Origin of the sequence: Komarekiella delphini-convector SJRDD-AB1, from assembly GCF_014831675.1 — a bacterium.
Lineage (GTDB): Bacteria > Cyanobacteriota > Cyanobacteriia > Cyanobacteriales > Nostocaceae > Komarekiella.
In genome coordinates this window covers 25,029-45,515 of the sequence record NZ_VJXY01000011.1, presented here as the reverse complement: position 1 = coordinate 45,515, position 20,487 = coordinate 25,029, and the positions used below count along the sequence as shown (strand labels likewise).

The 20,487-nt window shown below is 39.5% G+C and carries 14 protein-coding genes and 1 tRNA gene; 10 read left to right on the top strand and 5 right to left on the bottom strand.

The features are described from left to right. Window positions 1-109 precede the first annotated feature (109 nt). The 7 genes from FNW02_RS12210 to FNW02_RS12180 all read left to right on the top strand — a co-directional run bounded on the left by FNW02_RS12210 (window position 110) and on the right by FNW02_RS12180 (window position 8,493). On the top strand, window positions 110-970 hold the full coding sequence (locus tag FNW02_RS12210) for a glycosyltransferase family 2 protein (RefSeq protein WP_191757817.1): 861 nt from the start codon (window positions 110-112) through the stop codon (window positions 968-970). Window positions 971-1,074: 104 nt separating this feature from the next. Beyond that, entirely contained in the window at window positions 1,075-2,220 is a 1,146-nt protein-coding gene (locus FNW02_RS12205) for a glycosyltransferase (protein WP_191757816.1), read from the top strand. A 211-nt stretch (window positions 2,221-2,431) separates the two neighbouring features. After that, window positions 2,432-3,613 carry a glycosyltransferase family 4 protein gene (locus tag FNW02_RS12200; protein ID WP_225225605.1) on the top strand — a complete coding sequence of 394 codons (1,182 nt, stop codon included), beginning with the start codon at window positions 2,432-2,434 and terminating at the stop codon, window positions 3,611-3,613. A gap of 74 nt (window positions 3,614-3,687) precedes the next feature. After that, window positions 3,688-4,953: a glycosyltransferase gene (locus FNW02_RS12195; protein ID WP_191757913.1), complete on the top strand. Its 1,266-nt coding sequence runs from the start codon at window positions 3,688-3,690 to the stop codon at window positions 4,951-4,953. Beyond that, a complete protein-coding gene (locus tag FNW02_RS12190) occupies window positions 4,950-6,197 on the top strand; it encodes an O-antigen ligase family protein (protein WP_191757815.1) in 1,248 nt (415 codons plus the stop codon). Before FNW02_RS12195 ends, FNW02_RS12190 begins: the two co-directional genes overlap by 4 nt. Before the next feature lie 76 nt (window positions 6,198-6,273). Further along, complete coding sequence (locus tag FNW02_RS12185; protein WP_191757814.1) at window positions 6,274-7,488, top strand: glycosyltransferase family 4 protein; 1,215 nt, start codon at window positions 6,274-6,276, stop codon at window positions 7,486-7,488. Between the two features lie 45 nt (window positions 7,489-7,533). Further along, window positions 7,534-8,493 carry a glycosyltransferase family 2 protein gene (locus tag FNW02_RS12180; protein WP_191757813.1) on the top strand — a complete coding sequence of 320 codons (960 nt, stop codon included), beginning with the start codon at window positions 7,534-7,536 and terminating at the stop codon, window positions 8,491-8,493. Window positions 8,494-8,553: 60 nt separating this feature from the next. Here the strand turns inward: FNW02_RS12180 and FNW02_RS12175 are convergent, their stop codons facing one another. Continuing rightward, window positions 8,554-9,690, bottom strand: a complete 1,137-nt coding sequence (locus FNW02_RS12175) for a nucleotidyltransferase domain-containing protein (RefSeq protein ID WP_225225603.1) — start codon at window positions 9,688-9,690, stop codon at window positions 8,554-8,556. 326 nt (window positions 9,691-10,016) lie between these two features. Between FNW02_RS12175 and FNW02_RS12170 the strand changes: the two genes are divergently transcribed. Both FNW02_RS12170 and FNW02_RS12165 read left to right on the top strand, forming a co-directional pair. After that, window positions 10,017-10,088: transfer RNA gene (locus FNW02_RS12170), tRNA-Gln, on the top strand. A gap of 453 nt (window positions 10,089-10,541) precedes the next feature. Further along, window positions 10,542-12,761, top strand: a complete 2,220-nt coding sequence (locus FNW02_RS12165; RefSeq protein WP_191757811.1) for a GumC family protein — start codon at window positions 10,542-10,544, stop codon at window positions 12,759-12,761. 64 nt (window positions 12,762-12,825) lie between these two features. Here the strand turns inward: FNW02_RS12165 and FNW02_RS12160 are convergent, their stop codons facing one another. Continuing rightward, window positions 12,826-13,305, bottom strand: coding sequence for a hypothetical protein (locus FNW02_RS12160; protein ID WP_191757810.1), 480 nt, complete (start codon window positions 13,303-13,305; stop codon window positions 12,826-12,828). Window positions 13,306-13,486: 181 nt separating this feature from the next. Here FNW02_RS12160 and FNW02_RS12155 point away from each other — a divergent pair, with 181 nt between their 5' ends. Then, window positions 13,487-14,785 (top strand): hypothetical protein, encoded by a 1,299-nt coding sequence (locus FNW02_RS12155; protein ID WP_191757809.1) that lies wholly within the window; start codon window positions 13,487-13,489, stop codon window positions 14,783-14,785. Between the two features lie 118 nt (window positions 14,786-14,903). On the opposite strand, the gene FNW02_RS12150 is transcribed toward FNW02_RS12155, so the two are convergent. From FNW02_RS12150 to FNW02_RS12140, 3 genes are all read right to left on the bottom strand, one after another. Continuing rightward, entirely contained in the window at window positions 14,904-16,049 is a 1,146-nt protein-coding gene (locus tag FNW02_RS12150; protein ID WP_191757808.1) for a SpoIID/LytB domain-containing protein, read from the bottom strand. A 281-nt stretch (window positions 16,050-16,330) separates the two neighbouring features. Continuing rightward, complete coding sequence (locus FNW02_RS12145) at window positions 16,331-18,547, bottom strand: Wzz/FepE/Etk N-terminal domain-containing protein (protein ID WP_191757807.1); 2,217 nt, start codon at window positions 18,545-18,547, stop codon at window positions 16,331-16,333. A gap of 700 nt (window positions 18,548-19,247) precedes the next feature. Beyond that, a complete protein-coding gene (locus FNW02_RS12140; protein ID WP_191757806.1) occupies window positions 19,248-20,207 on the bottom strand; it encodes a ribonuclease Z in 960 nt (319 codons plus the stop codon). Window positions 20,208-20,487 lie beyond the last annotated feature (280 nt).

The following is a 20,487-nucleotide window of genomic DNA, read 5'->3' as shown; positions in this document are numbered from 1 at the left end:
AAAATTTATTTAACCTTAAGTATTACTAATATTTCAATTCAAAAGAGTTTTCCTAAGCAAGTCTCATTACTTTAAAGATGACCGCAGATGTGTTTTGGTACAAAATATAATGAAGTTTTCTCTGGTTCTTGCTACTTTAAATCGCACTGTTGAAGTTCAGCATTTTTTGCAAACTCTTAACACCCAAACTTATCGCAACTTCGAGTTGATAGTCATAGATCAAAACCCAGATGAGCGCCTTTTAGAATTCATCCAAGCCTATCAAAACAGCTTTCCCATTTTGCACTTACGTTCTGCAAAAGGGCTGTCCCTCGCTCGTAATGTAGGGTTGCAGCATATTAGTGGCGATATAGTAGCCTTCCCAGATGATGATTGCGCTTATCCACAGGATATCCTTGAGCATGTAGCCCACTTCTTTGCAAACCATCCTGAATGGAATGGTCTTACAGGACGTTCTGTTGATCAACAAGGTAAAGACTCTGGTAGACATGGAGAAAGTCCACCAGAGCGAATCAACCGTTTTAATGTGTGGCGAAGAGGTATTTCTTACACTATATTTCTCCGCAAGTCAGTTGTGATAGAAGTAGGTGTCTTTGATGAAAGTCTGGGAGTTGGAGCAAACACACCTTGGGGTTCGGGGGAGGAAACTGATTATTTGTTGCGAGCTATTAATAAAGGTTTGTATTACGACCCTGCCGTAACTGTAACTCACCCGATAAAATTAACACAAACACAACTCATTCAACCTAATGTTAGCAAAGATAAAAGTTACTCCAAAACTTATTCCTATGCAATGGGCAGAGGTCGGGTACTACGTAAGCATAACATTCCGTTGTGGTTCGTTATTTATGACTGGGGTCGTCCATTGGTAGGGGTTGCGTTATCACTACTACAAGGTCGCTTAGACAGAGTAGAGTCTTATTGGGCAACTTTTCAAGGTAGAGTGCAAGGGTGGTTGGGCTGGGCTTAAGCTTGACTTTTACCTGATACTATCTTTGATTGAATCGTATGAAAGGCTTTTGAAAATTAAGTTCTTGCTAAAATTAAAAATAATCAACGTTGCTGAGTTAGGCGATGAAACTATATATATATACAAAAAGTTTTCCACCAGACATCACACTAATTAAGAGCGAGGGAACTAAAAAAGCTATTCATGGTCTTGCCTCTGGACTGGTTAAATGTGGTGTGGAGGTCATAATCCTTTGTGAAGGCAAAAGTGATGACTCATTTGAAATGCCTGAGGGATATAAAATTAAATGTTTTATAAATCCGAATCAGAATCAAACTTTTAAAATTGCCAGTGGTTTAAAACAATTCATTAGTCATAATTTAGATAGCTATAGTCTTATTATTCTAAGCGGTATATTTCAGCCTAGAATTTACGCTATATCTCGTGTATTGAAAAAATATAGTGTACCCTACATAGTATTCCCACACGATCCCTATAATCCTGCAATTTTTAGTAAAAATTCTTATGTAAAATGGGTCTACTGGTATTTTTTAGAACGACGAGTGTTGAGGCAAGCGAAAGCGGTACAAATTTTAGATATTCGGCATGCTGAATTTCTCCGTGATTTAAAAGTCAATACTCCTGTCATAGCAGCACCCAATGGTTTCTTACCTAATGAAGTCTATCCAGAAGCTTCCTTGACTTGGAACACAGAAAGCACTCCCAAGTTCTTTTTTATAGGTCGTATAGATACCCATAACAAAGGTCTAGATTTGCTAGTTGATGCGTTTGCTCAAATTGTTGAAACTAGTGATGCCAAACTTATAATTCAGGGTGCTGACAAAGGAGATAAGAAAAATTTAGAGGATAGAGTAGCAAGGCTTTCACTATCAAATAGAACCTTATTTCTCCCTGCCGATTACTCAACCCCTACACCTTTAATTATCAAGAACTACGATGTTTTTTGCGTTCCATCTCGCTTCGAGGGCTTCAGTCTTGCTGCTCTCGAAGCAATGCTAGCTGGGCGAGTGCTACTAGTTTCAGAAGTGGCTGGCATAGCGCCTCATGTTCAAGCAAGTGGCTGCGGTGTTGTAGTTGCACCAGAGGTATCAGAAATTAAATCAGGATTAATAAAGTTACTCGAATGTCGTTCAGATTGGAAAGAAATGGGACTGAGAGGTCGGCATTATGCATTAGAGCATCTTGATTGGAAAAATATTGCCTCTACCGCTTGGGATCAATATCAACGGCTAATGAAATTTTCTGATTGATTTTAGAAAATCCTAAAAATATTAATTTTTATCTTTTTCTGTTCTCTAATATCAATATACATTCTCTTGTTCAATATTAAAAATTTATAATTAAATATGGAAATAATTTGCTTAATTACCAATCTCTATTTTCTAGTATTTCTCTCAATATTTTGTGTTTAATTCTATTCACTTAAATTAAGGTTCCTAATTCAGTATTTCCTTGTTTTATATGGATTTAGCTAATATGAATTACGTAAACAACAAACTCAAAAATATTACAATAGCATGGGTTAGTCCTAGTATGAAACTAGGTTTTTACATACAGCCCGTACTCCGCAATCTTGATAAAATAGTTCCCAAAATAGAGATATTTACTTCAGAATGGCCTGGATTCGTGCCTGGTTGTGAGGATGCTTTTAAAGTCAATGTAGTAGGTAAGTACAAAGAAATTTCTGTTGGTAAAACAAATGCAGGGTACAAACGTATAATCCAACTACTACCTTTAGAAATTATTCCTCATCTTCTGAAGTTTAAACCACAAGTCATCTTTGTAACTGGTCTTTCTCTATGGACTCTTTTAGTCCTCACGTTGAAGCCATTAACAAAGTGGCGAGTCATTATCATATACAGTGGAAGTTCACCTAACATAGACATGAGTGATTCGCCAATTCGTATCTTCAGTAGACGTTTAATGGCTGAGTATGCTGATGCATTTGTCACTAACTCCCAAGGGGGAAAAGCATATCTTACGAACATTTTAAAGGTTGATCAGGCTAAAGTTTTCGCTAGACCCTACCAAATTCCAGACAAGCAGGCACTTTTACAATCTAGTGCGATTAACGATTTAGACCTGTCTAATAATCAACATCCTGTTTTTTTGTTTATTGGCCAGACAATTCATCGTAAGGGTCTAACCTTTCTCTTAGAAGCTTGTTTACTACTAGAAAATCAAGGTTGCTGTGATTATACTCTGATTGTGATTGGTGATGGTGCACAACGCCAAGAGCTTGAAAGCTGGATTAGGGAGCGTGGTTTGGAAAACAGAATTAAGTTTGAAGGATGGGTTAACTATGGCAGCTTAGGAGAATATTTTCAGCATACAGATATTTTCATATTTCCTACTTTAGAAGACATTTGGGGTATGGTGGTGCTAGAAGCGATGTTATTTGGTAAACCTATAATGTGCTCTAAATATGCAGGAGTATCAGAAATGATTTCCCCTGGGGACAATGGCTATATATTTGATCCATATGATCCTACAGAGATAGCTAAACTTATGCGTTGTTTTATAGATAATCCAAATCTGATCAGTTCTATGGGCCATAAGTCACAAGAGTCAATAGCATATCATACTCCAGAAGCAGCAGCAGAGTTTCTAACAGACGTTCAATCGTTCGCATTGAAGCATTAATTTAATTAATTTAATGAATAAGGCACTTTTTATTGGCTACTTATAGTTTTGTGAACTTATCAAATATGAAACCCATTAAAGTTTTGTTTTCTGCCTATGCTTGTGAACCAGGACAAGGTTCAGAACCGGGAGTAGGCTGGAATGTTGTTAGAGAAGTGAGCAAGTATTGCCAAGTCTGGGTGCTGACATCAAACTGTCACCGCCAAGGTATTGAAAGTGAAATAGGAAGCAACCCACTGTCTAACCTGCACTTTATTTACCTAGATCCCTTAGGTTGGGTCTTGGATTGGAGTCCTCAGCGAAAAGGAAAACAGCGAGGCGTCTATTTTCATTATTACCTTTGGCAAATTTGGGCGTATTTTGTTGGTCGCTCACTCCACAAGCATATTGGTTTTGATCTTGTACATCACGTGACCTATGTGAGATATTCTAGCCCTAGCTTTGTTTCACTACTTCCAACTCCGTTTCTTTGGGGCCCTGTTGGTGGTGGAGAATCAGCTCCCAAAAGCTTTTGGAAAAACTTTAGTTTTCGTGGCAAGGCTTATGAAGTTTTGCGAAATTTGGCTCGTTGGATAGGTGAGTTTGATCCATTTGTTCGTCTCACTGCTCAACAAAGTACTTTGGCCAGGGCTACAACTGAAGATACAGCTAAACGATTGCACCAAATAGGTGCAAAAAATGTTCAAGTTTATTCGCAGTTAGGTTTATCTAAAGACGAAATAACCAACCTTGCAGATTATGCAATTCTCGACAATTACCCTATCAAGTTTATTAGTGTAGGTAGACTTTTGCACTGGAAAGGATTTCATTTGGGGCTAGCTGCATTCGCCCAAGCCAACCTAGCTGATGCTGAATATTGGATTATAGGAGAAGGAAGTGAACGTAAACAGTTAGAAATATTGATTGAAGATTTAGATATTACTAAAAGAGTTAAGTTTTGGGGCAATCTTTCTCGTGAACAGACTTGGAGTAAGTTAGGAAATTGCCATATTCTGGTTCATCCAAGTTTGCATGAATCTGGGGGATTTGTTTGTTTGGAAGCGATGGCAGCAAAGCGTCCGGTGATTTGCTTGGATTTAGGAGGCCCATCTGTTCAGGTTACAGAGGAAACTGGCTTTAAAATCCCAGCACATACACCTGAGCAAGCAGTGCAGGATATTGCTAAAGCTATGATCCATTTAAGCAGTGATCCAGAGTTAAGATTGCGTATGGGACAAGCTGGACATAATAGAGTGAAAGAAGTTTTTAGTTGGGAAACTAGAGGACGACAGTTGGCTCAACTCTACGAACAAATCTTAACCCAAGAGCAATTCGGCGTGAAATTAGTTCAAAAATTATGAGTTTTTATCAAAATATTTTATCTATAACGCTATTTATTTGTGGACTGACTGATTTTCTACGTGTATTTCGCTTAGGCGGAATTACTGCTTTAGGTATATTAACGCTTATTTTAGCTCCAACGACTTGGGTTTTGGTATTCATTCGTTCTAAGATGCCCAAGGTAGTACTAGTAGCATTTTGGTTAGTTTTATTTGTTATATTTGCTTTAATAAATTGGCTGTGGCACTATTCCACATTGTCTCTCGTCACTACTATCCAAAATTTGTCGCTATACATAGCATTCGTTGGATTTGTAGTACTCAGTACAATACAGAGTAACCGAACTTTTGACTTACCCAATTACATAAGTCAGAGTTTTCCAACAGCAATCAAGATATCAGTAGGATTGTATGGGCTAAGTCTGATCATAAATGGTCCCGGCGCAAGCTTAATCATGGGGCCGCGATCGTTTGCCTTGTTTGCCATTATAGGAATAGCTTGGTGTCTTGCAGCCTGGCGCTATCGCTTGCCTGGAGGATTATTGTGGGCAAGTTTTACAATTATGGCTATTGCTTTGAGTTTCTCGCGAACAGCACTGCTTATAGCGTTAATCCTATTCCCTTTATCTCAAATATCTTTAAAAAGTCTCAAGGGTTGGGTGCGTATGGGTTTAACTGTCGCCCTGATAGCTACTGTTGCATACTTGGCATTCACCTATGTTGAACCCATCCGCTCTCGTTTTACTGCTGTAGGAGATAATGCTACTGTTGGAGGAGTTCAAATTAATACATCTGGACGAAATGTAGCATGGCCAGTTGCATACGCTTCAGCTATGGAATCACCTTGGATTGGTAAGGGGCCAAGTTCTGTAGGAATCGTTTTAGGAGAACGTGTTGGTCCTGCTTTTATTCACCCACATAACGATTACTTACGAATTTTTCATGATTACGGTTTGATAGGTTTAACATTCTGGCTTCTGGGATATTCGCAATTAATAATCAAAACCTGGCAAAACTGGCAATGGGCAGACCAATATGATAGAGCTAATGCCCACGTTCACCTAGCAGCCTTCCTTGCTTTGGTGGCTGTGTCATTAAGCATGATTAGCGACAACGTGATAGTTTATATCTTCTCAATGGCTCCTTTAGGAATATTGGTAGGTGCTTCCCTTGGAAGTGGGAGCCGTCGTAAAAAGATGATTAAATCTACTCGCGAATTGCCGTCAGTATCAGACAGTTTGGAGCAACTAGCTGTTAAACCTTAAAGAGGCAGTAAACCTGGGTAAGATTGCCTCAGTTTTCCCATATATTTCTTCTTCAACTATTGGGAGAGTTAACCTTATGAAAGTTTTGCTGCTACATAACCGATACCAGCTTGCAGGCGGTGAAGACGGAGTAGTAAAGGCTGAGAAGTTATTGCTGGAAGCAAATAATCATGAGGTATCCTTACTGGAAGTTAGTAATCAAGACATTACAAACGCTTGGGATAAAGTTACAACTGCGGTAAGTGCAATTTACTCATATTCAGCGAAAGAACAAGTTAGCAAAGAAATTGTCCGCTTTCGTCCCGATATCGTTCATGTACATAACTTTTTTCCTTTGCTCTCTCCTTCTATTTACGATGCTTGTCAGCAGTATGGGCTACCTGTTGTGCAAACTCTTCACAACTACCGACTTGCCTGTCCCAAAGCAATGCCTTTTCGAGATGGTAAAGTTTGTGAGGATTGCATCGGCGAGCTAATACCTTGGCCTAGTATTGTGCATGGCTGCTATCGGAACTCACGCTTACAAAGCTCGGTTGTAACAGCAATGCTCACCTGGCATCGACTACGAAATACTTGGCAGGAACGGGTAGATGCTTATATCGTTTTTACCGAATTTCAAAAAGAAAAAATGGTTCAAGCTGAATTGCCACGAGAAAAAATTTTTGTTAAACCTAATTTTGTTTTTTCTCCTAATTTTATCGCTCAAATTAATCAACGAGATGATTATCTGTTATTCGTTGGAAGGTTATCAGAAGAAAAAGGGATTTCCATTTTAATTGATGCCTACATAGAGCAAAATTTGCGTGTACCTTTGAAGATTGTTGGTGATGGCCCATTACGCCAGAGATTGCAGGCAAAAGTTCATAATTCAGATTACGCTCATGTGATTGAATTTTTAGGTTTTCAAGATAAATCAGTAGTTCTATCACTAATGCAGCATGCAAATATTTTAGTATTTTCCTCTATTTGGTATGAAGGTTTTCCCTTAGCGATCGCAGAAGCATTTGCTTGTGGATTACCTGTATTAGTTCCAAAATTAGGTGGTTTGACAGAAATTGTAGAGTATGGAGTAAATGGCTTGTACTTTGAGGCTGGTAATTCACATGATTTAGCAGAAAAAATAAAATGGGTAACTACTCATCGTGATGTTATACTTACTCTAAGCAAGGGCGCTCTTAGTTCATACAAAACTAAATATTCTTCCGAAGAGAATTATCAGCAATTAATTAAAATTTATCAGCAACTTATCGATAAAAAATCTGCAACAACTCTTGACAATATCAACTTTTAAATATAATGTGTTCTGACCATTAGTATTTTAATAGTGAGGTAAATTATGTTAAAAAAAGCTTTAATACTATTAAAATATAAATTCATAAATTTTACTAAATCTTCACTGGTAAAAAAAGTTTCAAATAGAAAGACAGAAGTTGAATTTATTTATAATGAAAAACCTAAAATTTCTGCTATTGTACAATTTTTTAATAAACGGCAGAATATAAGCAACTTGATAAACGCATTAAGACTTGCTCCCATAGATGAAATTATTGTAATCGATGATGGATCTTCAGATGGTTCATACCAAGATTGGATAGAGCAGTTAAACCAACCAAATGACTTCTTAATAAGAAGCAATGATTTATATGAAGTTAGGACTTATTCCAGAGCAATTGATTTAGCTAGAGGTGAGTATATTATCTTATTACAAGATGATGATATTCCACCTGCATCTCCCGCTTGGGTAGAAGATGCCATAAGTTTATTTGAAACTTTTCCTAAACTTTTAATTTTGGGAGGAAGGTTAGGTTTAGATCTCTTAATGCCTGATAGAATAAATCCAGGTGAAGATTCAGCTTATAAAGAAGAAGGAAATATTGCTGGAACTCCAGGAGTTAATAAGTACAGAATTATCAAAAAACCTGAATTCTTGATTAGTGAAAAAAATCTGCCTTTCATGTTCGCAGAGTATGTTAATCGTGCTCCTATGTTCTTAAGAAAGAAAGAAGCTCTAGATTTAGGAGGTATTAGTCAAGAGTTTGCACCATTCCAATGTGATGATGCAGATATTTGTATTAGAGCATGGCTGTCAGGTTATCAAGTTGGATTTTATAATTCGGACTTTGTGCGGGATGTAGGTATAGGTGGAATGAGGTTATTTAATAAAGAAGCTGTGCCGAAACAAGCTATCAAAAATTGGCAATTAATTTATTCTAAATATTCCGATGTTATAGAAAATCAAAAATTGAATGGGTTAGTTGCTGAGTCTAATTCAATTTTTGAAAAACAGCTTGAATAATTATAAATATTGTATCTTGTCAAGTCATAGTAAAATCTGGTTCACTGTTCAAATATCCTTCTAAATCCAGGCTGGGAATAGCCTGTTACTTCTAGCAATCACTAAAATTGATTGGTAAATACTATACTGGACTCTATCTTGTAGACGTTCCCTAATTCTGATATCAAAAAAAGATTTATCAAAAAGTTTAGGTATCTCCTCAGTTTGGCGGAAAAGTCTTTCGGTTATTTCCGTGGTCAGTAATTTTATCTCTGGTTCAGCCTGTATTCTTCGCAAAATGTCTTTTGGAAGCTTTATTCCTAATAAATCCTTGGCTAAGAGAGTGCCTAACAATAATCTTCTTCTACAACCTAATATATTGGCTTGCTCGATAACTAATCCCCAATCTATATCTGGTGAAACGCAGATTAGGGTAGCTACATCGCTGATCAATTGCAGTTGTTTCCAACGATCTCTAGAACCATGTACGCAGAGAAATAAGAGATTATCTTCAGGTGAGAGATTGAGTATTGTTTTGCCTGCCAAAGATACGCTTTTATGACGTTCCCAAAGACGTTCATGTTCTAGTGGAAAGGATAGATATCTTTGCAAAAGTTGCCAGTGAAAATCTATATTAATTCCTGTATGCTTATGATGATAGTTATTATCCTTACAAAATGGAGATTTTAGGCGGGCGACTTCCTGTTCTCGAGTAAATTTATATGAACTCTCATATCCTTTAGAAACAAGAAGATCCCTAGCTATTAAGACTTCCTGCTGACGAACTAGGATGTCTATGTCGTTGAATTGACGGAGTGCAATATTGCCGTAGGCTGAGATAGCTAGGATAGCTCCTTTAATGGGAATCACGGAAATTCCCTGTGATTCAAACAGATTCAAGAGTTTAATTAGCTCACCAGTTAAAGAAAGGTTGCGTCTAACATTAGCTTGGAAATAACTTAGTAGTTGAGCTAAAGCAGCTTTGGGAACTAGTTCGGGGCAGATATTATTTAGGTTTTGATACAACAGTGGCATGACTTTGTGTAAGACTGCTGTTGGAATGATATGAGTCCAATTAAGGTCTTGTTGAACTAAGACTTTGATTCGCTCAATAGTTGTGGGATCTAGTTGAGTACGGGCACAACAAAGAAGTAGCTCAACTTCCGGATAAGTTTTAATTTTTTTGTTTTCAGTATCGGGTGTAGATAAGATTTTCATCACAGCTATAGATTAAATTTGCGTTCTTTTGCCTAGAATTAAAATCCAAAGCTTACTTATTCAACACCATGACCACTAGTAAGCACCATAAGGTGAAACGGTTAAAGACAACAACAGTAAAGCAGGCATTTAGTCCAAAAATCCATAAAGCGGTCGGCTTATGCTTATACAGTATAAGAACAGCAGTGGTTTAATGGCTAATCTTATTAACTTCAAGGTTTGTAGCTGTAGTAATTCAATTGTAAAAACTTATGCTTCATAATCAGCTATCAAAATACTTGACATTACCCTGGGTCTAACTGCTATATTAGCAACAGTGGAATCTTTGGGGCGTAGCCAAGTGGTAAGGCAGCGGGTTTTGGTCCCGCCATCCCTAGGTTCGAATCCTAGCGCCCCAGTACAATCTAGAATTACATTTAATAGACCAAGCTTTTAACATCCAGATCTACCTGCAACTTATTCTTCTGGGTCTAAAGGCTTTTTTTGTGTTTTGTATTATGGTGATTAATCATAACTTTCATAGTATTGCTGCTGTATAAAGAATCTCTATAGGCTTGATTCAAGATATAAAAGGGTCAACAAATTTGTCTTGCGTAATGTTACTGTAGTTGTAGTGCGTGACTCCCGATTAGCCCGGATTTTAAATATCGCTGTCAGTTAATAAGTGTATTAAGTAGATTTTTGAAACCACTCAACTCTCCTTGAGATTGCTTGAACTACGTGACGAGTAATTTACTAGCGTGCAGCAAAAGACAAGGTAACTTCATAAGCAATCCAACTTACGTATGCCAAGATGGAATCGAAGCATTCACCTATCTAAGCAATAAAAATAACTTAAATTCACAGATGCCATGCTAAAGTCAGACAAATATCCTCACCCATTGTCACAAGCTAACGCTACTCAACTAAATGTTGATGAAGATGAGTTAAATCTGGGTCAAATTGCAACAGTTCTGCGTCGGCGGATATTGTTGATCGCTGGTATAACAGCTGTAGTAGCAACAGCGGCAGTATTGAAGGCAGAAACAGATCCTCCAGTATATCAAGGCTCGTTTGAGATTTTAACCAATCCTGTGACCGGTGAGAGTAAGGCCATAGCCGATGTTCCTCAAACAATAAATTCAAATTCTCAGGGCGACCTCGTAGCATCGGCTGAGTCAGAAAAACAAGTTGCAACAACAATCAAAGTTTTACAAAGTCATCGAGTTTTAGACCCGATTATTGAAAAGCTTCAGCCTCAATATCCAGACCTAACATACTCTGAAATTCTTAATGATTTAACTATTGAATCTAAGCAGCCAAATATTTTAGAAGTCGCTTATACCCATCCAGATCAGAGGCAAGTTAGCGATTTTTCAAAGTTGCTTGCTGATGCCTATCTAAACTACAGTCTAGCGGAGCGTCAGGCAGATGTAGATCAAGCAATTGTCTTTGTTAATAAACAAAGACAACCGCTGGAGCAGACGGTTAAATTCTGGCAAAATAAAATGCGAGACTTGCGACTGGGCAATAACTTGATTGATCCGTTGCAAAAAGGTCAAGAGTTGACTGGTCAGGTTGCTACTTTGCAACAACAGCGAATAGAAACAAGAGTGCAGCTAGAACAATTAGCGGCTAGGTATGAGGATTTGCAAAGGGAGTTAGCGCAACAGCCAGGGGAGAGGGCTGGTAATTCTGTGTTGAGTGAAAATGCTCGCTACCAAAAAATACTGGATCAAATTCAGGGCGCAGATATTACTATTCAACAACAGTCAGCCGTGTTAACGGATGATAACCCCAGAATGGTGACTTTAAAGCAAACAAAAGCTTATTTGCTTCCATTGCTTGCTCAAGAAGAGAGTCGGGTGCAGAAAGAGTTGCAAAGCCGCTTAAGAGAGTTGGCAGCCCGTGATAGTTCTCTGGATGAGAAAATAAGAGGACTTAATAGTGAAGTAAGAAGTTTGGCTAATGTTAGCCGGGATTATAGTAACATTGAGCGGGAATTACAAATTGTCACCAATGCTCTGAATCAATTTACAGCCAAACAACAAGCGTTGCAGATCGAAAAAGCGCAAAAGCAGCAACCTTGGCAGTTACTAGATCCTAAATTAGCTAAGGTGAATGAACCTGATCCTGTTTCAAGCGGTGCTAAGAAAAACTTAGCATTAGGTGGTATTTTAGGTTTGCTGTTGGGTGTAGGAGTAGCTTTAGCTGTAGACAAGCTCAGCAATATCTTTTACACTTCTAAAGAACTCAAGGATGCTACTAGACTGCCACTATTAGGGATAGTTCCCTTAAGAAAAGAACTTGGAGGAGTGACCCAAGAAAGTCCAGTTGGAGTGCAACAAGCAAGTCGTGCCTCCTTCTTTGAAGTTTTTCGCTCTCTTTACACCAATATTCTACTTTTAGGTTCGGATGTCCCGATTCGCTCTCTAGTCATCAGTTCAGTGGGTCAAGGAGACGGTAAGTCCACAGTTGCGGTACAACTAGCACAGGCAGCAGCCGCGATGGGACAACGAGTATTACTGGTGGATGCGAATCTGCGTGCTCCCAGCCTACATAATCTAGTAGGAATCATGAACATTCAGGGATTAACTGATGTAATTTCACAAGATTTAGACTGGAATAATGTAATTGAGCGATCGCCTCAAGAAGAAAACCTGTATGTTATGAGTGCTGGCCCGATTCCGCCTGACTCGGTTAGGTTGCTGGCGTCTCAAAAGATGCAAGATTTGATGGATAATCTGCACAATAGTTTTGATTTAGTAATTTATGATACACCGCCTCTATTGGGGTTTGCCGATGCCTACCTACTGGCTGCTAATACCAATGGGATGGTGCTAGTTGCTGGCTTAGGTAAGCTGAAACGAACTGAGCTACATCAAGCATTGGATGAGGTGCAGATATCTGGTACTCCTATTTTAGGAATAATAGCGAATAAGTCTAAAGATGCTATGCCAGCTTCTTATAACTATTACCAGCAGTATTCTCAGCAGAATAGAAGCTTGGAACGAGTTCGTGAAGAGGCAGGTAGTGAGGTTGCTAGTTCCTTGTCAATTTCCTCTTCTTTAAGAAGAAGTAGACGGCGTTAAGCTTAATAATGGGTAATTGGTAGAAAAAAATTACAATTACCAATTACCCGATACTAATCAAAAGTTACTTTTCAGGCGATTTGAGAGCTTGATCCAAAACTTGCCGAGCCTGTTCGGCTTTAGCTCGCGCTTCTTGGTAACGCAGATTACCTTGGGCAAAATTTTTGAGAACTTTAAAACCTTCTTTGAGGCGAGCAATTTCCTCTTCAGTCACCGACTTATCGGAGAACAGAACATCAACCGCCTTGCGAATTTCTAATGCTTCAGATCGTGACTCTTGAACTTTCAGCTTGAGCGTAGCCAAATTGCTCAAGACCTGGACAGCTTGTGTAATGGCATCTTCACCACTAGCAGAATCAGTAGTTGGTTCCTTCACCTCTATCAATTGTTGAGGGCCAAATCCTTCTTCGAGTTCCGTTGGCAGCTTATCGGCATCCATTAGTTCCATCAGCTGATCCATTGCTTTCTCACGAGCTTTAGCTGAATCTTTGCCAGAAACAGTGAGGATAATTTCTGGGCTTTGAGCGAGAGTATACTGAACCATATTTAGGCAGAAAATTTGCTGGTTAACCAAGCCTAGGGAAATAATTTTAACATAAACTGTAGTGTTTTAGATAATTATGTTGCACATTGAGAAACAACTTAGTAGTAGCATGAGAAGTCACCCAAAATAAAACTTTATACTTGAATAAAGGCAGATAAAAATTCAACAGGAGGGGAGAGCAATGACTCTCAATCCCACCGTCATGCGAGCAGTGGAACAACTGGGATACCGCGTCACCGTTGGTGATGTAGCAACCCAGGCAGGATTGAATGTTGCTGAGGCTAATCAAAGTTTATTAGCCTTAGCGTCTGATACTGGCGGGCATTTGCAGGTAGCAGATTCGGGTGATATTGTTTATCTGTTTCCGCAAAATTTTCGCTCAATTTTACGCAATAAATACTTACAGTTGCGGTTGCAGGAATGGTGGAAAAAGTTTTGGGGTGTTCTGTTTTACCTAATTCGTATTTCTTTTGGAGTTTTCTTAACTGTTTCTATTGCCCTGATTACTGTTAGTATCATTATCATCATTACTGCTGTCAACTCAGATCGCGACAATGACAGCGGGGGTAGCCATTCTAGTGGTGGTGGCTTTTTCTATTTTCCAAATTTATTTTGGTATTTTAACCCCAATTATGGCACCTACTACCAAGAACGGCAGGGCGAAAGACACCAACAAAGCAATCTGAATTTCTTTGAAGCGGTCTTTTCGTTTTTGTTTGGCGATGGTAATCCTAACGCCAACTTAGAAGAACGGCGCTGGCAAGAAATTGCTGCTGTGATTCGTAATAACCGTGGCGCAGTAGTAGCGGAACAAATTGCCCCATATCTAGATGACATTGGCAAAGGATATGCAAAAGAATACGAAGACTATATGCTGCCTGTTCTCACGCGATTTAATGGACAACCAAAGGTAAGTTCTGAGGGGCAGATTATCTATTACTTTCCAGAGTTGCAGGTACAAGCAACTAAAAAACGTCGTCAGTCATTACCAGTCTACTTAGAGGAATCGCTGTGGCGTTTTAGTGCAGCAAGTTCAGGACAAATTATGCTGAGTGCTGGCTTGGGTATACTAAATTTCGTTGGTGCCTTGGTACTGGGAAGTTTGTTAAGAGATGGTACAATAGCTGCCCAATTAGGTGGACTTGTAGCTTTTGTCCAAGGAATTTATTGGTTGCTATTAGCTTACGGAGTCGGTTTTTTAGCCATACCTTTATTGCGTTATTTCTGGATTAAGTGGCGCAATAGCAAGATTGCTGATCGTAACCGCGATCGCCTTTCCCGCGCTAGGCTATTAGCAACTGCGGATGATTCTTTGCGGCAGAAGATTGCCTACACTCATCAGTTTGCCGCCGAAAAAGTTATTGGAAATGAAAATTTGGTGTACTCTAGCGAAACTGACTTACTCGATCAAGAAGTTGAGCGTTCTGCACAAATTGACGCTGAATGGCAACGGCGTCTAGAACGTGGAAGTGGGGAATAGGGCGTTGGGGGTTGGGGGCATTGGAGATTGTATTAGGTAGGGATTAGTGGATTGAGTATTAGGTTGAGGATTAAAAGAATTTTTTCCCAGTCCCTAGTCCCCAGTCCCTAGTCCCTAATTACTTCGCCTGAATTGGAGTTAAGGCAACACCTTGGTAATAATGCCCCAAAATTTGCAGGTGGTTGGCTCCTCTGCGAGCAAGATTGTACGCGCCCCACTGACTCATGCCTAAAGCATGACCGAAGCCAAGTCCTTGGAGTACAAAACTACCATCTGCTCCCTTGTTGACGTTAAAGCGAGTACTTTTAAGTCTAAGGGCTGTACGCACCTCTTCGCCTTGTAGTACCTTTGCACCTTTATCGCCGACAATTTTCAAGACTTTAACACTGCGAAAAGGCGAGTATGTTTCTGGAATCATCTCTTTGATATTGCCCACCTCAGGAAATTTCGCGCTTATCTCAGCAGGCGAGAAGGTTTTTACCCAATTGCACTCGCTGATATTTTGATCGTAGTCCTGAACAGCACGCAGATAAGGTAAGGGATTTTTCCAAACATCTTCTACGTTTTCGGTGTGTCCCCCAGAACAAGCGTGGAAGACTGAAAGAATAATCTTGTTTTTGTAAGTTAGTACTTGGCCTGCTGTGGCATCCACGGCGGCATAAGTAGCCGGAGATTCACTGATCACGCCTTTGTAAATCTGCCAGCGATCCGGGGTATTACCTAAGTCATAAATAGGATTATTGCGCTGTTTTTCTCGCTCGTAGAGAGCATAGGTACGGGCAGCGATCGCTTGAGCTTTTAGAGCTTCTGAGGGCCATCTGGCATCCATTTCGCCACCGATAACGCTGTAGAGATATTCTTGGTCATCAACCCAATTAACAGCGGTTAAGCCTTTTTCTGTGGGGATAACAAGAGTTCTGCCACGATACCAGCGATCGCCAATGTAAACGAATCCTTTACCTGTTGGCTCAATCCAAAATAAACCCGACTGCCATTTATCCAAAGCAACTCCGCCAGGAACGGCTTGGGCATAATACGCACTCATTGCCGGCAACTGTCCAAGAGTACGACCAGTACTATCTTTGATGATCCCGGTCGTGGAACTGCCGACTTTAACCTGATTGACTCCCCTCTCAATGGCTACGCGCAGAATTACAGATGCTTGAGCTGGTGCTACCAAAGCCATCCACAAGAAAATACTGATCCACCAATGACGTCCTTTAATCTGGGAAAATAAAGAGCCTAAGTAAAGTTGGAATTTCATGCTGATCATCTAATCACATTAGTATCTGATTGGTGCTGTAGACTATAACGTCTACAACTTAAGATGAGACAGTTCTCCAACACAGGAGGTTGCCACCTTTTATTAATTATGCATTTTGGTTTAGTTATAGGGTGGAAATTAGCTAATCGCGTTCATGCAATTCGTGCTTTCTACTAAAAACACTTAGTATAAATTCTTTAGCGCTTATTCGGATCATGCCACGTAGCCCTAACTATGTCAGTTGCCTTAGTCTCAACTCAAATCAACATATAGAATGACGCCTAGACCTTGCGAAAATGGCTCACATCATTAGCGATGATTCCAATTAAATTCAATCTCCTCAAAACTTCTATAGCTTGAGTCAGTTCAGCTCTGGTCACTTTACCCATGCGCTCTACCATCACAATTCCGTTGCAAAAGGATGCCACAATCCCGGCATCCACCGTGCTTAAAATCGGCGGAGCATCTATCAGTATTAGGTCATAGGTTTGCTCAAATAACTCAAGCAGTTCTTTCATCCGCTGAGAACTGAGTAGTTTCGCTGTATCTTCTGGTATAGGCCCAGCAGTCAAGATATCAATCGAGGGGTGAATCGGCTGGATATAATCTTGAATATCGGTAATTGTCTCATCAACTAGTAATAGAGATAATCCCCAGTCATTAGAGAGTTCCAGCTTTTTATGTAGGCTGGGATATCGCAGGTTTGCATCAATTACCAGTACCCGTTGATGCATGTGGGCAGCGCTAGCGCCAAGCCCCAGAGCTAAGGTTGTCTTTCCTCCTCCTGGAAGTGCAGAAGTCAACATCAAAGACTTAAAGGGGAAAGGATACTTTAATATCTGAATATTTTGATAGATCATATCCAAGGTTTCGTGGATAGGCAACCTAGGGCTGGTTTCTACCAAAGAGGGATCTGATCGCTGCCCAATCAAAGCCATTGGGAACCTTTTTTTCACACCAGCCTGTGGTAGTTTTGGTACTGAACCCAGCACTCGGAGGTTTGTCACCTTCTGTAAATCTTGTGCAGAATAGATGGCATCATTAAGTTTTTCCCAAATTAGGGCTGCTGCAATACCTAAGAGCGGCCCAATTATCACTCCCCCAAGTAAAAGTAGTAATCTGTTCCTTCTGACATAGCTTCCCAAACCAGGTGCTTCCAACACTTGCCAATCGAATCCTCCCTGAGCAATTTTCAGTCCCAAGGACTGTTGCGCTTGGAGTAGTTGCTCAAGAGTTTTGCGATTAGTTTCAACTTTCGGCAACAGACGGTTGTATTCTGCGATCAGGCTTGGGTATTTGTTGAGTTCAGAGCGGAGTCGCTGTTCTGAATCCGTTAGACTCTTTTCATTAGCAACTAATCCTAAAGCAGCTGTTTGCACTAGAATTAACTCGTCCACGAGTTGGGGGTCAACTCCTAACATCTGACCCTGTGTCAAAAGAGGTTCTTTCTTACTACTAGTAGTACTAGCTTTATCTCCTAGCGATCGCCCTACCTCTTGCCGTAATAACGCCAGTTGACTTTGGCGTTGCTGCTTGAGTTTTTCTACTGTTGGATAATCGTCTGTATAACGCAGCCTCTCTTTAGCTAAAGCCAGTTCAGTCTGTTGAATTTCATTCAACAACGTTTGGTAGCGGCTTGACTGACTTAAACTAGAAGAAATTATCGGATTCTGAGATGAAGACGCCATTTTTTGCTCTAGATTATTCTGGCGAGCTTGTACGTCTTGAAGCTGTGCGCGAGTAGTTTGTAGCTGTTTTTGAACGTCGGCGAGAGATTCTAGAAGGATTTTACTTTGGACTTCTGGATCAAGTAAATTATGTTTTCTGCGAAACTGTTCTAAATTTTTCTCAGCTTGGCTGACCTCTTTTTTAATCTCAGGTAGGCGAGTATTGACAAAGGCTAGCCCTTTATTTAAACGCTGCTTTTGTTGCTCTATATTGTAGTCTTGATAAACTTTCTGTAAGGCTTGAAGTACTTTTTGGGTTTTAACTGGATCTTCGTCCCGAAAGGAAACCTCAAATACTTGACTAAGAATTTTATTATTTCCTGTTCCTGCTTCTATTTGGGTCACTTCCAAAGGTGCTTTTTTTCTCTTTTCTTTTTGTCCTTTGATATCTTCTAAAGTGATATCTGGATAATCAGAACGAAGTAAATTTACAGCTTTCTGTATCAGATTTGAACTCAGCATTATTTTCCACTGAGCTGTGTAATCCACAACTGGCAGATTAGGGTCAGTAACCTTGCTGGCTGAACCTTCTTGGACATTATTTGACCGTACGCCATCATATAAGTTGGAATTCACCAATATCTGCATGTAGCTCTGGTATGTCGGTTTGGTAATTACAGTCAACAGAGCTGCAACTGACATGACTACACCAGAAACACCCAAGATTAATAAGCGTCGCCGAAGCAGAATAGTAGATAGTTGTCTGATGTCAACCGTGCCTTGTGCAGAGCTAGTAACCAGTTGCCCTTGATTCAGATCAGTGTTAACCACTATTAAACTCCTCTAATATTGAAATGCTATATTTTGGAAAATTATGAGAAAAATTTTTGAGATGAACTTTTTTATACCTATGAATGCAATAACATCATCAATGATTCCTAGATAAAGACTAAACCATTATGCTTTCAACAATGACAGAACTACTTGGCATAATATTAAGCCAATTAATCCTTTTATGCTGATCAATTCATGCATATAGATTCCCAATCAGTATGTGAATCATAAATTTTCAAAGAATATTTATATAACAAAAAAATCTTGACTAAAAATTAATCATTTCTAGCATTTATTTTTATAAAAACTGTTATTATCCACAACGTTCCAACATTTCAGATTTCCCTTTCTGTAACTTGGGATATAAATAATACAGTGTAGTTAGTGATATTTATGGCTTTGAAAATCCTCCCAACTTGCTTTTTCAATAGACACGTAGTTCCTCTTTTTTGAGGAGGTTTAAAGAACTTCAAGCCTTATACTGAATTATATTGAGATATAGAGAACACATTGAAAAAAATATTTAGCCCAGACAATTTGAATTTTGATACATCAAGTTAACTGATAGTTTACAGTTAACAACTTGGCTGCATCAAGTTGCTGCATATTTGCTGGATGCTATCAATTCTGTTACTTAAAGTACAGTTAATTTTAGATTTTAGATTAGATGAGAGCAGTTTAATCAAAAATCTCAAATTTAAACACTTACCTTGATAAGCTCCACTTCGCGTCGTCTGGGTACTTCATGAATTAGAAAATCATAAGCCATGTCAGTATTAGGAAAAATAGCACGAGCTTCCTGAAGTAAATCTTTTAACTCTAAGGTATTTCCAGGAGCATAGCGGGGACTAAAATGACTCATAATTAGCCGATGTGCTCCAGCAGCTAAAGCTGTTTGCGCTGCCATTGTGCTTGTGGAATGCAACCGCTGAAAAGCCATATCTGCATCTTGATGGGCAAAGGTCGCTTCATGAATTAACACATCTGCATCCTTTGCTAATTCAACTGCGCCGTCACAATAAATTGTGTCTGTGCAATAGGCAATTTTCCGTCCAATTTCTGTAGGGCCACATAATTGAGTACCATCAATTACTCGTCCATCGTTAAGTATCACCGTTTCACCGCGTTTGAGTTGACCATAAATGCGACCAGGAGGAATTTGCAAAGCTTTAGCTTTTTCTACATCAAAGCGTCCTGCTCGGTCTTTTTCGGCTACGCGGTAGCCGAAAGCTGTAATCCGGTGATTTAGAAGACCGCAGCTAATGATAAACTCATCGTCCTCATAAATTACCCCTGGACGGATGGAATGAACTTTGATGGGGTAAGAAAAATGTGTGTGGGAGTAACGTGAGGCGGCTTGGATATATTCATTTAATCCAGATGGGCCGTATATATCAACTCGTTGTACATTCCCAGCTAAGCCGCAAGTGGCAAGAAGTCCCATTAAGCCAAAGATGTGGTCGCCGTGCATATGGGTGATAAAAATTCGGGAGAGCTGGCTGATTTTCAGTTCACTCCGTAAAATCTGATGCTGAGTACCTTCTCCACAATCAAATAACCACAACTCTGCCCGTTGGGGTAATCTGAGGGCAACGCTGGAAACATTGCGCGATCGCGTAGGTACACCGGAACTCGTCCCTAAAAATGTTATCTGCACAGCGTTCTTTAGTCTTCCTATTGCTCAAGTTGACGCTCTATTCTCTATAGTGACACGGTTGATAGGCAAAATTATTCTGCGAATAGATCACCTGAAACAATCCAGTTGGAATTAAGTAGGTGGGTGCAAAAATATTTAATTATATAAAATGACGTTAAATAACTTAGTCTCTGGTGTAATTTTATTTTTGAACTCTAGCTTCTATTCCATTTTAATCTTGTTCATTATTTAAATAGGTTAAAGTCTTGTTCATGGGTTAGGAGTACTCTTAAAAAAGCTC